This window comes from Pelovirga terrestris (genome assembly GCF_014773365.1).
Classification (GTDB): domain Bacteria; phylum Desulfobacterota; class Desulfuromonadia; order Desulfuromonadales; family Geopsychrobacteraceae; genus Pelovirga; species Pelovirga terrestris.
Genome location: NZ_JACWUN010000005.1, coordinates 192,380 through 206,628 on the forward strand (window position 1 = coordinate 192,380; position 14,249 = coordinate 206,628).

The following is a 14,249-nucleotide window of genomic DNA, read 5'->3' on the forward strand; positions in this document are numbered from 1 at the left end:
CTGTGGCAAGAATAGAGCTGAATAGCTACAATTCCTTAATGAGCTTGGGCCCAGCTTTTACCCGATCCCAGATCTACCTGCAGCGGCAAATCGAGAGCAACCGCATTTTCCATCTCGTCGCGAACCAGTGACGCGACGTATTCCTGTTCCTGCGCCGGGGCCTCAAACACCAGTTCATCATGAACCTGCAGCAGCATGCGAGTCTGCAACGTTTCTTGACGTAAGCGCCGGTCGATATTGACCATGGCGACCTTGATAATATCCGCCGCACTGCCCTGAATCGGATAGTTGATGGCGTTGCGTTCGGCGTAGCTGCGCACCGCACCATTGCTGCTGTGAATCTCCGGAATAGCACAGCGCCGTCCAAGCAGGGTCGTCACATACTGGTGTTCACGCGCCTGCGCCTTTTTTTCTTCGAGAAATTCAAGCACTGCCGGGTAGCGCTGAAAATACTGATCGATAAACTCCTGGGCTTGGGCACGACCGATCCCCAGGTCCTTCGCCAGGCTGAAGGCTCCCATGCCATACAAGACACCAAAGTTGATGGTCTTGGCCTGACGGCGCATCTCGGGCGTCACCATTTCGGGAAACACATTGAAGATTTCCGCAGCGGTGCGGCGGTGAATATCCTCACCGGCGGCAAAGCTCTGCTTTAAATCTGCCACATCGGCCATATGGGCCATCACCCGTAACTCCACCTGCGAATAGTCTGCCGCCAGCAGCACCCAGCCGTCCTGCGGAATAAAGGCTTCACGGATGCGCCGCCCCTCGGGGGTTCGGATCGGAATATTCTGCAGGTTGGGATCGCTCGACGAAAGACGTCCGGTGGCCGTCACCGCCTGGTTGAAGGAGGTATGCAAGCGCCCGCTGGCCGGGTTGATCAGGCGCGGCAAAGCATCGGTATAGGTGCTTTTAAGCTTACTGACGGAACGATAGTCGAGAATGCGCGCAGCAATCTCGTGCTGATCGGCCAACCCCTGCAGCACCTCGACATTGGTCGACCAGCCGCTCTTGGTTTTTTTGCCCTTGGCCAGGCCAAGACGTTCAAACAGCACCTCGCCCAGTTGCTTGGGGGAATTGATATTAAAAGCGCTGCCAGCCAGCTGATGAATCTGCTCTTCAAGAACCTGCAGGCGCTCCCCCATCTCCGCCGAGAGGGTGCCGAGGAAATCAGCATCGACGCGGATACCCGTCCATTCCATCCGGGTGAGGACCTCGACCAGCGGCATCTCGACCTCGGCAAAGAGTTTGCGGCTCGCCTCATCCTTAAGCTCCGGCAGCAGCCTGTCTGCCAGGCGCCAGGTGATATCGGCATCTTCGGCGGCATAGCGGGTCGCCCTGGTGACATCGACCTCACTGAAACAGATCTGTTTTTTACCGCTACCGGCAACCTCGCTATAGGGCACGGTACGATAGTTCAGATGGGCCAGAGCAAGGGCGTCAAGGCCGTGGGATTTAGCCTCCGGGTGGGTCAGGTACGACAGAATCATGGTATCGGTACAAATGCCTGCCAATTGGATACCGGCACGACGCAACACCAGGGCATCGTATTTGATGTTCTGACCGATTTTCTGAACCTGTGGATCTTCCAGCAAGGGTTTGAGCTTTTCCACAACCAGCGGCAGCGGCAACTGCTCAGGTACCCCCAGATACCGATGCCCCACCGGCACATACCAGCCGGCATCCGCCTGCACGGCAAAAGAGAGGCCGACAAGGTCGGCCTGTACAGCGGTCAGACTGGTGGTTTCGGTGTCAAGGGCAAAGGTTCCGGCCTTTTTCAGCGCGGCGATCAGACTATCCAGCTCCGCTGCACTGACAATCATGCGATAATCAGCAGATGAATCAGCTGCCGGCTGCGTCTTCAGGGCCGGCAGATCAGTAAGCAACTTATTGAATTCCAGACGCTTGAGCAGAGCCCTCAAAACCTCGGCATCCGGCTCTTCCAGCAGCAACTGGTCGAGATCGACATCGACCTCAAGGTCTTCTACCAAAGCGGCAAGGCGGCGCGACAGACGTGCCTGCTCGGCAAATTCGCGCAGATTCTCCTGCCTTTTTTTCCCCTTGACCTGATCAATATTGGCCAGCAGGTTGTCGATACTGCCGAATTCCTGGATGAGAGCGCTGGCGGTTTTTTCACCAATACCCGGCACTCCGGGAATATTGTCAGAGCTGTCGCCTGCCAGACCAAGCACCTCGAGGACCTGTTCGGGCGGGACGCCAAAGCGTTCAATCACCTCCCGGCGCCCTGACACCTTGCCCTTCATCGTATCAAGCAGACGAATACGTTCATCGACAATCTGCATCAGATCCTTGTCGCCGGTGACCACCGTTACCTCAAGCCCCTGGGCGGCAAAACGGCGAGCCAGGGTAGCAATAATGTCATCAGCCTCAAACCCCGGCAACTCCAACGCCGGCATCCGAAACGCCGCCACCACCTCCTTGATCACCGGGATCTGGGGCACCAGATCCTCCGGCATGGCACTGCGGTTGGCTTTATAGTCGGGGTAAAGCTCCTTGCGAAAGGTTGGCCCCTTGCTGTCAAAAATCACCGCAATATGGTCGGGCTGTTCCTGGCGCAGCAAGGTCAGCAGCATGGTGGTGAAACCGTAAATGGCATTGGTAGCCTCTCCCTTCGAGTTGGAGAGGTGACGGATGGCGAAGTAGGCACGATAGATATAGGAAGAACCATCAACCAGATAGAGGCGCTGAACCTTGTCGGACATGGGTGACCTTTTGGCAAAAATGAAAGTATCGCATTATTCCACAGACAGGCAAAAAGCGAAAGGCGAGAATCAACGCAGAAATCTTCTGTTTACAGCGGACATGGAGCTGTGCGAAAAGACAGGTACAATCTTTGAAAAAACCGGAACAATATTTTTTATGCAAATTGCACACAGCAACCGATAGCAACGATCTGATGCCATTATTAAATTCCAAAATATCACGTTTTTTACCGGGCACAATGGTAGTTTGGCTATTGCCCTTGTTGCTCGTAGTACCATCGTCGGTCTTTGCAATAACATCCGCCACCCTGGTGGGCGAAAACTTCTACCAGCTGATTCACCCCGGCGACACCCTGATTGAATTAGCCCGCCGGCATGGCATTGGTTACGGTACCCTCATCAATGCCAACCCCACCATCGACCCCTGGCAACCACCAGCTGATAGCGAGATTCTCATTCCCCGCGCGGCCATCGTTCCCTATCAGGCGCCGGCAGGAATCACCATCAACCTGGCTGAACAGCGGCTGTACCTGATCCGCGAAGGGCGGCAACAAACCCTGATAAATGTCTATCCCATCGGTATTGGCCGCGAAGGTCGCGACACCCCGACCGGCTATAATCAGGTTGTCACCATGATTGCCAATCCGAGCTGGACACCGCCGCCCAGCTGGCGTGCAGAGCATCCGCAGCTACCGGCAGTGATTCCACCGGGGCCGGATAATCCCCTGGGTGATTACTGGATCGGACTCTCGCAGAAGCACATCGGTCTGCACGGAACCAATCGTCCCTTTGGTATTGGTCGCCAGGTCAGTAGCGGCTGTATCCGCCTCTACCCCGAAGATATCCAACGGCTGTTTGAGCGCGTACACCTCGGGATGGCGGTCATGATTATCGATCAGCCGATTAAACTGGGGCACAAAGAGGGGCAACTGTACCTCGAGGCGCACCCCGACCCGGCCAATCGGGTGGTGGCAGCGATAGAGGAAATCCTGCGGCAACGTGACCTGATTGCCCCCCAGGCCGATATCGACTGGCAGCAGGTACGCCTCATCCTTGAGCAGCGCACTGGTGTGCCTCAGCCGGTATCAGCACTGCCGAATCAGCCCTGATGGCAACAAAAAAGCCCCGGCTAATCGGGGCTTTTTTGTTGCTGCACAGAAATTGCTCGAACAATCTATTTCTGCTGACTTAACTCAAAAGCCTTGGCGGCTTTATCGGCAGCGGCTTCAGCGCGGTCAGCACTGACCTGGGCAGAGCTGGCAGCCGCGTCAGCACTTGCTGCAGACTTCTCAGCACTCGCCGCAGCTCTTTCGGCTCTTGTTGCCGCCGCCGCTGCCTGATCGGCCGAGGTTGAAGCAGCCTCTGACGCCGCCAGAGCGTCACGCATCAACTTCTCATCTTCCGGGGCCAGAGTATACTGCGTAGCACAGCCCGCAAGAGCCAGCACCATAGCACCAACCAACACACCATTAACCATTCGTTTCATTGTCTTCCTCCTTGATTGAAAAAATTTATCATTCGGGACTTCCGAACTCTATTCCGAATTCTACCATATTTCCCAACAAAATCCTTTCGTGCTCTCAATTCTTAGCCAACCACCCAAAAACACAGCCAATTTTAATCGGGGAATCGTTAATCGGGGGACATAAAACCGATAAATCTTTTAATCGGTATTATCTCCCCCGAATACCCAACAACGTCCCCTTTACCCACTCTGAGACCTGCTCTCTACTCTACCCCGAATACCTTAGCCTTCCTCTTGAAAACGAATAGTGACTAGGTTAATATTGTCACACTTGGTATTCAACCTAGGAGAAAGCCATGTCAGAGGTCGTTTCGAAATCTCAATTCAAGCCACGGGCGTTGGAATATTTCCGCAAGATTCAAGATCAGGGGGGGGAATTAATCATCACCGATCACAATCAGCCGGTTCTTAAAATCATACCGTATCACGATCAGCCACCTCAGGTTTTACAGGAGTTGCGCAACAGCGTTCGGCGCTATGATCAACCTTTAGACCCGGTCGCTGAAAATGATTGGGCGGCTCTGCAGTGATTGTTCTTGATACTCAGTCTGGCTCTGGTGGCTCAGTAACCCGGAAAAGTTATCACCACCAGCCGAGGAGGCGATTGCAGCAGCCATATCAGAAAAGGGCATTCTGATTTCTTCCATCTCAAGTTGGGAGATTGCTCTGCTGGTCAAACGTGGTCGCCTTGAATTAGCCATCGATCATCGTGATTGGATCAGCAAAACGCAAGAGCTTCCATTTGTTCAATTTGTCCCGGTCGACAACCTTATTGCTTTGCGTTCGGTCGAGTTACCCGGCGAATTTCATGCCGATCCGGCGGATCGCATCATCGCTGCCACGGCCATGACAATGGCTATCCCCCTGATGACCTGCGGCCAGAAAATCATCAGCTATCCGCACCTACAGACGATTTGGTAGGAGCAAGGTGATTCCTCTTCCCGGCCCAACTTCGGATAGTTTATTTACCTTCAACTCCCGCTCCGTAGTGGTAGAATGTCCCACCCTCACGCTGCATTAAGCTTACGGATTTGCCTAAGCTTCCCGGCAACTTCTCTTCCGGCCTGCCATAAATCTACTGCGCTTTGTGCGTTCAGCCAAAACTCGGCGCTGTTACCATCAGCCGGTAATCCGGAAGAAAATCCTCGCGCAACATAGCGCCAGGATGGGTTGGTGGAACATCGCGTTTCCTTTAATCGGGGGAGATAAAACCGATAATCTCTTAATCGGTATTATCTCCCCCCGATTTTCCATATGTTAGGCTGCCGGCTTATGAGGCCGAGCCGTCATGTCGACTCCGAGGGCGCGCATCACGGCGAGCATCGTCTTCAAGGTTGGATTACCTTGCTCGCTGAATGAGCGGTATAGTTGCTCACGTGACAAGCCTGTTTCGCGGGAAAGTTCAGTCATTCCCTTTGCGCGGGCCACGACCCCCATCGCTTTTGCAATATAGCCAGCATCGCCCGTTTCCAGCGCATCAGCAAGAAAAATGGCGATACCTTCTTCGTTCTCTAAAGCAGCTGCCGGATCGTAATCATAGACAGGTTCACTCATTGTATCCTCCACTGGTCCGCAAGCTGTATTGCAACCTCAATATCCTTTTTTTGACTGCCTTTATCACCACCGCACAGTAGCAGAATCAGCTCGTTGCCCCGCTGGTAAAAATAAACGCGATAACCAGGTCCAAAATGAATTCGTAATTCACGTACTCCCTGCCCTATCGACTTAACATCTCCCGGTAAGCCGTTGGCCAAGCGAAAAACTCTCGCAGCAATCAGGGCTTTTGCGCGCCGATCCTTTAACTTGCCCTGCCATCTTTGGTAAGTTGCAGTCTGTTTGATTTCGAGCATACTCAATCGTAGTTTATAAACAACGGCATTGCAAGCTCAAAGGCCATGATGTAAATGTCCAGAATAGCTTTATCAGCCCTTCGGACCAGGTATTGGTCAGATGAATCTGAATCTGTTGTTTCAAATTCAGCAGCCAGTGGCGCAAGCGGGAGCGCGGGAACGCCAGAGGGGGCCAACGTCCCTGATGAACTCGATGAGTCAAACAGGTGACAATGACCGCTATACAGCTGCGAATCCGGGGGAAATAATCGGCAGGACGTGCGGTGATGACACAACGGCACAAAGGACAACGATAGCATTTCATCGGCAGGGCCTCAGCAAAACCAGCAAAGTAGCGCAGCGCGTAACCGTGGCCCCAGATCCGCCACTGGTGACAACGTGGGCAGGAGTCCGGACGGGGCCAACGAAAATTTTTGCCCTGCTGCTGAATTTGCTTGAGATCAACCGCAACGGACCATATCATGATCACTCCGGTTAAAGGGGCTGTAACCCCGAAAGCAAAAAGGGCGGAGAGTTCTACGAAAACTCTCCGCCCGCTTTATTTTAACGACCGCATAAAGAGCCTTATCTGAAGGCTCAGATAATCTGACACCCTGCGGTCATTGGTCAACACATTCTGACAATTTCATACCCTCTCTAAATCATTTTTCGTGGCAATCAACACTAGCTCACGTCGCCCCACGCCAGTGGAGGCGTTTTTGCATCCTTTTGACGCCTATCAAAAGGATGACGTCTGGCGGGACGCGACCCGCCGGTTGTGGGGCTGGTTTATAAATCCGATCATCTTTTAATCGGTATTATGTCCCCCGAATAAACTGTACTAACTATCCCCACACAAAAAAAACAGCCGAACGGTATTATACCCGTTCGGCTGTCGTGTTGGTTCTTAGTCAGCTGCTATTTTGAGGATTAGCGGCTGTGTACCTCCATAATGCCTGCCGGGGTATGGCAGGTGGCACAATCGAAGGAGGTAAAATGCGCCTGGGGTTGGAAGTCAGTGTGGCAACTGCCGCAGGCTTCGATGCTGGGGTTATTATTCCAGCTGTTGCGTTGAGCATTGGTGCGCTCATCCGCAGCCAGCGGATTGTCGTGGCAAGCCTTACAATCGGTGATGGCCAGTGGGTAACGGGTGGAAGAATAATCACCGCTGACAAACGTGTAGTCCCGTCCATCGGCCTGGTAATCCGCCGTGTTGGAGTGGATCTGGTGAATCATGCGTGCGAGGTCAAGAGTGACCCACTCATTATCGGTTGACTCTGTTCTGTCATAAGTATTTCGATTGTGGCAAGTGGCACACAGGTTCACATCAAAGCGCCAGTTACTGTGGAAGCTGCGGCCGTTTGCGTTGTTGCGTTTATCGAAGAACAACGGATCATCATGACAGGTGCCGCAAGACTGATTGGTGACGATCTGGCGCTCTAATTCCCAATCGGACCACAGATTATCACCTTGCGCATTCAACTGCGCCGGGATGAAGTCAGCCACGGCATTGTAACGGAAAGGAGTAGCATTCCCATCACGCTTATCCTTGGGCACTTCGCTGGGCCGGATCAAAATTGTAACCCGATGAACGGCGTTGGGATCATATGCGAGGTCAAGGGAAGCCAGAACATTAGCAGCCACAGGATCATTATTGAAGTCAGCGCCGGAGGGATTATTAGCGGCGGGATCTGCCAAATCCACGGTGAAGGTATAGGAATAAATCCCGTTTACGGCCGCAGTAGCATCTGTTACATCGGTGACACGGATGCCATTGGCACGTAGTACGCCGTTCGTTGTGCCTTGGCCTGGACTACGGACAACATTAACCAGATTCTGCCAGTAGCTCTGCTGCCGCCCATCACCAGGAATCAACTTGGCGATGGTGAATTCAAAGCGTTTGCCCTGCATATCGGTAACCGGGTCGCCAACGGCGTCTAGAACCTCAAAAACGACGGTGGGAGTTTTTACGTCCCCGGCAGGCATAGTGACGGAGACGATGCGCCCGGTATAGGTCGGGGTGTAGTACTCCTGCAGATATGGAATAGAGGGATACGTTCCAGCTGCCTTCGTTTGTGTATAGTTGCTGCGATAACCATCACTGCCCGGCCCGGCGACGCCGGGATGGCAGGCGTTGCAGTTGGCCATGGACTGCGGATAGCGCAGTCCGGTGTAGTCGCGACCCGCAACTTTATACGAATCCATAGCGGTTATGCTGCCGAGGTACTCATTAATGGTCGCTCCAGTGCCATCAACTGGGCCAGAGGTGCCGGCATGAATTTGGTGGATCATTTTGCGCTGGTTAATATTGACCCAGGCCTCATCAGTTGAGCCACGGCTATCGTAGGTGTTGGGGTTGTGGCAGGTGACGCACAGGGCATTGTCGAAGCGGGTGTTGCCGTGGGCATTGGGCATTTGCATCGCCGGCATGCCGGTTGCTGAAAGGCTGGTCGCCGCATGGCAGCTGTTACAGGCAACGGCGACGGAGCGATCGCGGGCGAGGCGCGTGGTGCTGTCAAACGCCGGCAGATCCTCTGGTTTAAAATCAGCCACGGCGTTAAAGCGGTAAGGGAGAACTCCCTCCACGGCTGCGGGTCGCGCAGAAATAGCAATGCGGTGCAACTTGGTCGCGTCGTAGGTGAGATTGAGGGCGTCCAAGACTGGTCCAGCAGCTGATGAATCTAGTACACCGTTGTCGCCGACGCCTGCAACCCCACCATCAGGGGCATTGGCATTGCCGTAATATTTGAACGAGCTGACTGCATTCAGATCGGTCTTGAAGGTGTAACGGTAGTAACCATTGCCTAAGTCAGCATCGGCGGGTTGTCTTTCGCCCGCAGCCCTTAACACTTTAACACCACCGCTTTGCAGGCGAGAACGGTTGATATAGCTTTGCCAAGAAACATCCCGCTTGGCGATGGTAAATTCTAAGCCATCGGTCAGGCCGGAAACCGGCTGGCCAAGTTCATTCGTGACGCGGAAGGTCACAATGGGGAAGCGCTCACCAAGGGCGTTTTCCGACATGTCAACCTGGGTGATAACTGCGTCGTATTGTGTCCCCAGGGTTGCGCTTACCTGAGTGGGCTCGGGCTCAGCAACGGTCACGCTACTCGAACCGCCACTGCTGCCGCAGCCGGTGGTCAGAAAGGCTGTCACGGCAAGTGCCAGCAGGATGTAAAGATAATGATGCTTTCTCATGTTTAACCTCCGTTATGGTTTAAGTCGTATTAGTGGCAGACACGGCAGGTTCTGCCGCCGCTAGCTGAGTCGAGTCGATTTTTGCCGCTTCCCCAATTGCTTGGGTGCGGGCTGATCATGAGGCCTGATTTTGCGCTGTGGCACTGCATACAGACATCACCCTGGGGATGGCAGGATTGGCAGGTCGCGAGATTTTTGCGTGCTTCACGGGCGTGGTTGCCTGACCATTGATGGCTGGGCAGTACGCTTCCGGTATGGCAGGTCTGGCATTGTGACTCATTGAATTGCTCATGGGTAATGTTGTTGCCGACCGAAATATCACTGAAGCCGCGACGATGGGAATCAAAGGTCAGATCAGTGCGATTAAAAGCGCTGTGGCAGTCGGTACAGAAGCTGGGCTCGTGACAGCTGGCGCAGGTCTGCTGATTACCACGGGCCGCCAGCGGGTGCGTGATGTGAAAATCACTGGAGTGGCTGTTCATCATGTGATTGCTGAAGGAGCCCTGCTCATCAGCAAAACCGGAGACGTGGCACTCCATACAGTAACTCTGGGAATGACAGGCGTTACAGTCCATCGCTGCGCCCGTGGCCATGCTACCATGGTTCCGTGCCCACATGGGGCCATGGGTGTTGAGCGATCCAAAGGCCGTCATTTCGGCATAGGAACTATCGTGGCAGGCGAGGCAGGTTTCGGCGTCAGGGATAATGCTGACGGCATCAGCCGTGTGGCAGGTGGTGCAATCCATGCCGGCGGCATACTCTTCCACGTGCGCCTGGTGGTCAAAGCGCATCTGTGCCCAGGCGACAGAACTGCCGACCAGGAGAAATGCGAGTATTAACAAAAATTTACGGTACATATATGAACTCCTTACCTTAGAAGGTGACATTCAGACGAATACGGCCACGGTTGTAGTAATCCCACAGATCACTTTCGATCCGCTCGACCTTGGCCTGGACATTCTTGGTGCGGGAGAAGTACCAGGTCGCGTCTACCCAGTAGCGGCTGCTGGTGGTTTCGTCGCGGCTACTCTCCTCATTGAAATAATTGACGGTGCGTTCAAGGACATCAACATCGACACCAACCCCGGCTTGCAGTTGCTGGATAAAGCGTCCAGCGAGATACAACTTGAAACCTTTGAGATCCTGACCACCCCGGTCATCCCGGAAAACGCCGGTGAGATACCCTGAATAGATGTCGGTCCGGCGTTTTTCAACCCCAGCCTCATAGACATTGGCGTTGGAAAATTTCGGATACATTTCATAGGTTAAGCGTCCGAAGCTGCGCCAGCCGTTACCGATATTGTAGTTCACTTCACCCATGATCTCTTCGTACTCATCGACGGCAAATACCGAATAGATGGAAGTAGAAGAAAAGACCGGCAAAGAGTAGAGATACTCAAGACGTCCCGACCATTTGGGGGAAGCGTAGAGATTTGCGCCGGCAAGGAAGTAGCTGACGCGGTCGGAGAGGTAGTCGTACTGGGTTTCCGAATAGAGAAACAGCAGGTTGTTGTAGTCGTATTCGATGTCGAAGCCGATCAGTTCCATGGCGAGGCGACCACCATCGACCTTGGCCACATAAGAAATGCCCAGGTCGAGGTTTTTCACAAAACGGTCGCTAACGGTAAACTCGGCACCCAGGACCAGATCCTTAGCGCTGTAACCTTCGTAGTAGGTGACATCGCCGCCGCCAAACAGGGTCAGTCCATAATTGTCCATCAAGCGATAATCAAGACGCAGACCATCCATGACCGAGGCACCGGCGGTGGTGGAGATAAACTGCCTGCCCAAGCGAAAATCAAGAGCGTTGGTCAGAAAACCCTTTTTTTCCAGGTAGGCCAGATACAGGCGGCTGTCAGTATAGTTGCTGTTGCTGGCGAGTTCATCAGCCAGATCATAACCGAGGCGACCGTAGGTGTAGAAGTTGTATCCCGGGGCACCTAAATCTTTGACGTTGAGCTGCAGATACTGGAATGCCGGAACCGCGGTATCTTCATTCGCGGTATCGAACCATTCCAGAACCGTGCTGGAGCGGCCCGAGACTGATGCCGCTTCGACATGAACTGCAGGCAACAGAGCCAGTGCAGCGCATGCCAGACTACAGGTGAGACCCTGCCAGAATTTCATGTGACCTCCTTTTGTGTGTGTGATAACTGCGTGTCGATGGATTGGTTGTCGATACAAATCAGGCTTGCTGGACTGTGGCAGTGGATTAAGCAACCAACCATCAAACATTAGAAACGAATATTCATTGCATTTTTATCTTGGCCATATCATCAAATTTTTCTAGCCATGTCAAAGGCAAAACACGCATAAAAACACTAGGGGAAATATAGATATTTAAATGTAGAGCTTGACTGTTTTTGTTGGGTATTTGCCGGCTGTTTTTTTTGGATCTTTCTAACAAGCCGAATTGGCGGAGAAAATTAACGTTATCAAGGTGTGGCAGGAAGCGGCGGGAAACTGTGCTTAAGCGCAAACGCCCCTACTTCTGCAGTTCGGCATAGAATATTATTTTTATCTCATGAAAAGAGAGGAGATATAAATCGGCAGTAGTGTCCGGTTAGCAAATTGCAGTTAGCCGGAGCAATAAAAATAATTTAAAAATTCGCAAGTTGGCGCGTTTTTTACTTGACAAATCGCCATTAAGTCGGCGCGGCGATTTTCGTAAATACCTATTTTTATGAGGATTTACGAAAATGTCGCTACTCGTTCGCTACCACCGTTCCCGACTCGACCGGCGCTCTGTCGCTCAACTTTTCACCCCATTCAAGGGGGCTCTTGAATATGCCCCGGTTCTTGAAGCCCGAGGCAACAGGCCACTGCAGATGACGTTTGAAGATCAGCTGAAAATTCTGACCTACTATCACCTCGAAGAACATTCCTCGGGGCGTCATCTGCTTCAAGTTCTGGCCCAGGAAGATTTCGCTGCAACCCACATCGCACCCCCCGGCGGGATTCAGAAAAGCGCTTTTTTTGAAGCGATCAATTCCCGTGGATTGGAGCAGATGATTCATGTTTATGAAGACCTGCAAAAACAGGCCACAGCAAAGATTCCGATCGCCAAAGATATCTCCGGCTTAGGTGATCTGATCGCTGTCGATGGCTCACTGATCGATGCCACCTTGTCCATGCTCTGGGCGGACTATCGGACGGAAGTCAAAAAGGCCAAGGTCCACCTGGGGTTCGACATCGGTCGCGGTGTGCCACAGAAAGTCACCTTAACGGACGGCAAAGGGGACGAGCGCCCGCAAGTGGAACGCCTCGTTGCTCCCGGCCAAACGGGCGTCTATGACCGCTATTACCAGTGCTATAAAAACTTTGACGACTGGCAAAAACAAGGGCGCCATTTTGTCTGTCGCATCAAAGCGACGTCCCGCAAGACAGAACTAAGCGTGAACCCCGTTGATCCTGACAGTCATGTTTTCTATGACGCCAGAGTATTGCTTGGCACCAAGAGTCAAAACCAGACCGAACGGGACGTCCGCGTGGTCGGCTGCGTATTCCGGAGCAAAACGACCACCGATTCCGCTGCAAAGTGGGCCACCTGTTCCGGGGCAAACTGGTCCAGTCATTCCGCTATAAACTGGGCCACTGATTCCGATCCAATCTGGGCCACTTTTTCCTGACGAGCGGAATCGGTGGACCAGTTTCCACCGGAATAAAAAGCGATGCTGGATAACCTGGTGTACAACCTTGGAAATACTATTTTCCAGGAGGTGCACCGTTGGCAAACACGAGGTTATCCATGCGTAAAATTAGAGAAACACTCCGTCTTCACCACGACAGTGGTTTAGGGCAACGCCCCATTAGCCGCTGTCTGAACATCTCCCGCACCACCGTTGGTGACTACCTGCACCGGGCGAAAATAGCCGGTCTGAGTTGGCCGCTACCAGAGGCCCTGACCGATCAGCAACTCTACAACCGATTATTCCCACCGGCGGGTTCTGTTTCATCCTCCGACCGCCCCTTACCGGACTGTGCTTACCTCCATGCCGAGCTGAAACGCAAAGGAGTGACCCTGATGCTGCTCTGGGAGGAGTATCAAGCCGAGCACCCGCAGGGGTATCGTTACAGCCACTTCTGCGAAATATACCGGCAGTGGGCGCGCAAGTTGAAGATCTCCATGCGGCAGATCCACAAGGCCGGCGAGAAACTGTTCGTCGACTATTGCGGTCACACCCTGCCCATCGTCAACCCGCAGACCGGCGAGATCAGTGAGGCTCAGATCTTCGTGGCGGTCTTAGGCGCCAGCAATTATACCTTTGCCGAAGCGACCTTGAGTCAGAACCTGTCGGACTGGCTTGGTTCCCACCGTCGCGCCTTTGAATTTCTTGGTGGCGTCCCGGAACTCGTCATCCCTGACAATCTGAAAAGTGCCGTCAGCAAACCCTGCCGCTACGAACCGGATCTGAATCCAAGCTATCAGGAGCTGGCCGAACATTTCGGCACGGCGGTCATACCGGCTCGTGTTCGCAAACCGAAGGACAAGTCCAAGGCTGAAGTCGGTGTCCAGGTCGTCGAGCGCTGGATTATGGCGCGACTGCGCAAGCAGACCTTCTTCAGTCTGGTCGCTGCCAATGCCGCTATCCGGGTGCTGTTGACGGATCTGAACAACCGCCCCTTTAAGAAACTTCCCGGCTCACGCAAAGAGGCCTTTGAGGCCCTCGATCGTCCAATGTTGAAACCGTTACCGACAAACGCTTATGCCTTTTCTCAGTGGCAGAAGGTGCGGGCCGGGATCGATTATCATGTCGCGGTTGATGGTCACTACTACTCGGTTCCCTATCAACTACGAGGCCAGCAGCTTGAGGCCCGTATCACCGCAACCAGCATCGAATGTTTTGTGCAGCGCAAACGGGTTGCCTCCCATGTCCGCTCTTACCAGAAGGGTCGTCACACCACGGTCAGCGACCACATGCCCAAAGGCCATCAGGAGTATGCTGACTGGACCCCGCAGCGACTGATCCGTTG

Annotated in this window: 13 protein-coding genes; 5 read left to right on the top strand and 8 right to left on the bottom strand. The window is 53.5% G+C overall.

The genetic code is table 11. The annotated features are described in order from the left end of the window. Nucleotides 1–35: 35 nt before the first annotated feature. Nucleotides 36–2,723 carry a DNA polymerase I gene (gene polA, locus ICT70_RS06320; RefSeq protein WP_191154571.1) on the bottom strand — a complete coding sequence of 896 codons (2,688 nt, stop codon included), beginning with the start codon at nt 2,721–2,723 and terminating at the stop codon, nt 36–38. Nucleotides 2,724–2,962: 239 nt separating this feature from the next. Between polA and ICT70_RS06325 the strand changes: the two genes are divergently transcribed. Next, complete coding sequence (locus tag ICT70_RS06325; protein WP_191154573.1) at nt 2,963–3,832, top strand: L,D-transpeptidase family protein; 870 nt, start codon at nt 2,963–2,965, stop codon at nt 3,830–3,832. Between the two features lie 65 nt (nt 3,833–3,897). Here the strand turns inward: ICT70_RS06325 and ICT70_RS06330 are convergent, their stop codons facing one another. Then, nucleotides 3,898–4,209, bottom strand: coding sequence for a hypothetical protein (locus ICT70_RS06330; protein ID WP_191154575.1), 312 nt, complete (start codon nt 4,207–4,209; stop codon nt 3,898–3,900). 335 nt (nt 4,210–4,544) lie between these two features. On the opposite strand from ICT70_RS06330, the gene ICT70_RS06335 reads away from it, so the two are divergent. Together ICT70_RS06335 and ICT70_RS15240 are read left to right on the top strand one after the other, a co-directional pair. Next, nucleotides 4,545–4,778: a type II toxin-antitoxin system Phd/YefM family antitoxin gene (locus ICT70_RS06335; protein ID WP_191154577.1), complete on the top strand. Its 234-nt coding sequence runs from the start codon at nt 4,545–4,547 to the stop codon at nt 4,776–4,778. Between the two features lie 73 nt (nt 4,779–4,851). Beyond that, nucleotides 4,852–5,169, top strand: a complete 318-nt coding sequence (locus ICT70_RS15240; RefSeq protein WP_420488574.1) for a type II toxin-antitoxin system VapC family toxin — start codon at nt 4,852–4,854, stop codon at nt 5,167–5,169. 336 nt (nt 5,170–5,505) lie between these two features. Here the strand turns inward: ICT70_RS15240 and ICT70_RS06345 are convergent, their stop codons facing one another. The 6 genes from ICT70_RS06345 to ICT70_RS06370 all read right to left on the bottom strand — a co-directional run bounded on the left by ICT70_RS06345 (nt 5,506) and on the right by ICT70_RS06370 (nt 11,402). Beyond that, nucleotides 5,506–5,802 (bottom strand): addiction module antidote protein, encoded by a 297-nt coding sequence (locus ICT70_RS06345; protein ID WP_191154579.1) that lies wholly within the window; start codon nt 5,800–5,802, stop codon nt 5,506–5,508. Further along, the gene (locus ICT70_RS06350; protein ID WP_191154581.1) at nt 5,799–6,098 is read right to left on the bottom strand and encodes a type II toxin-antitoxin system RelE/ParE family toxin; all 300 of its coding nucleotides are present in this window, start codon (nt 6,096–6,098) and stop codon (nt 5,799–5,801) included. The genes ICT70_RS06345 and ICT70_RS06350 overlap by 4 nt, the downstream gene beginning before the upstream one ends. 13 nt (nt 6,099–6,111) lie before the next feature. After that, complete coding sequence (locus ICT70_RS06355; protein ID WP_191154583.1) at nt 6,112–6,561, bottom strand: hypothetical protein; 450 nt, start codon at nt 6,559–6,561, stop codon at nt 6,112–6,114. A 446-nt stretch (nt 6,562–7,007) separates the two neighbouring features. Continuing rightward, entirely contained in the window at nt 7,008–9,275 is a 2,268-nt protein-coding gene (locus ICT70_RS06360) for a multiheme c-type cytochrome (protein ID WP_191154585.1), read from the bottom strand. A 29-nt stretch (nt 9,276–9,304) separates the two neighbouring features. Continuing rightward, nucleotides 9,305–10,132 carry a cytochrome c3 family protein gene (locus tag ICT70_RS06365; protein WP_191154587.1) on the bottom strand — a complete coding sequence of 276 codons (828 nt, stop codon included), beginning with the start codon at nt 10,130–10,132 and terminating at the stop codon, nt 9,305–9,307. A 16-nt stretch (nt 10,133–10,148) separates the two neighbouring features. Further along, nucleotides 10,149–11,402 (bottom strand): hypothetical protein, encoded by a 1,254-nt coding sequence (locus ICT70_RS06370; RefSeq protein WP_191154589.1) that lies wholly within the window; start codon nt 11,400–11,402, stop codon nt 10,149–10,151. A gap of 572 nt (nt 11,403–11,974) precedes the next feature. Here ICT70_RS06370 and ICT70_RS06375 point away from each other — a divergent pair. Together ICT70_RS06375 and istA are read left to right on the top strand one after the other, a co-directional pair. After that, entirely contained in the window at nt 11,975–12,904 is a 930-nt protein-coding gene (locus ICT70_RS06375) for a transposase (protein WP_191154599.1), read from the top strand. 119 nt (nt 12,905–13,023) lie between these two features. After that, nucleotides 13,024–14,249, top strand: a 1,226-nt coding sequence (istA, locus tag ICT70_RS06380; RefSeq protein ID WP_191154601.1) for an IS21 family transposase, incomplete at its 3' end; no start/stop codon positions are given.

Bases quoted from the DNA above. Each gene is read 5' to 3' on its own strand.
- polA (WP_191154571.1), bottom strand. From the start codon at position 2,723: ATGTCCGACAAGGTTCAGCGCCTCTATCTGGTTGATGGTTCTTCCTAT.
- ICT70_RS06375 (WP_191154599.1), top strand. From the start codon at position 11,975: ATGTCGCTACTCGTTCGCTACCACCGTTCCCGACTCGACCGGCGCTCT.
- ICT70_RS06345 (WP_191154579.1), bottom strand. From the start codon at position 5,802: ATGAGTGAACCTGTCTATGATTACGATCCGGCAGCTGCTTTAGAGAAC.
- ICT70_RS06325 (WP_191154573.1), top strand. From the start codon at position 2,963: ATGGTAGTTTGGCTATTGCCCTTGTTGCTCGTAGTACCATCGTCGGTC.
- ICT70_RS06370 (WP_191154589.1), bottom strand. From the start codon at position 11,402: ATGAAATTCTGGCAGGGTCTCACCTGTAGTCTGGCATGCGCTGCACTG.
- ICT70_RS06360 (WP_191154585.1), bottom strand. From the start codon at position 9,275: ATGAGAAAGCATCATTATCTTTACATCCTGCTGGCACTTGCCGTGACA.
- ICT70_RS06350 (WP_191154581.1), bottom strand. From the start codon at position 6,098: ATGCTCGAAATCAAACAGACTGCAACTTACCAAAGATGGCAGGGCAAG.
- ICT70_RS06330 (WP_191154575.1), bottom strand. From the start codon at position 4,209: ATGAAACGAATGGTTAATGGTGTGTTGGTTGGTGCTATGGTGCTGGCT.
- ICT70_RS06335 (WP_191154577.1), top strand. From the start codon at position 4,545: ATGTCAGAGGTCGTTTCGAAATCTCAATTCAAGCCACGGGCGTTGGAA.
- ICT70_RS06365 (WP_191154587.1), bottom strand. From the start codon at position 10,132: ATGTACCGTAAATTTTTGTTAATACTCGCATTTCTCCTGGTCGGCAGT.
- ICT70_RS06355 (WP_191154583.1), bottom strand. From the start codon at position 6,561: ATGATATGGTCCGTTGCGGTTGATCTCAAGCAAATTCAGCAGCAGGGC.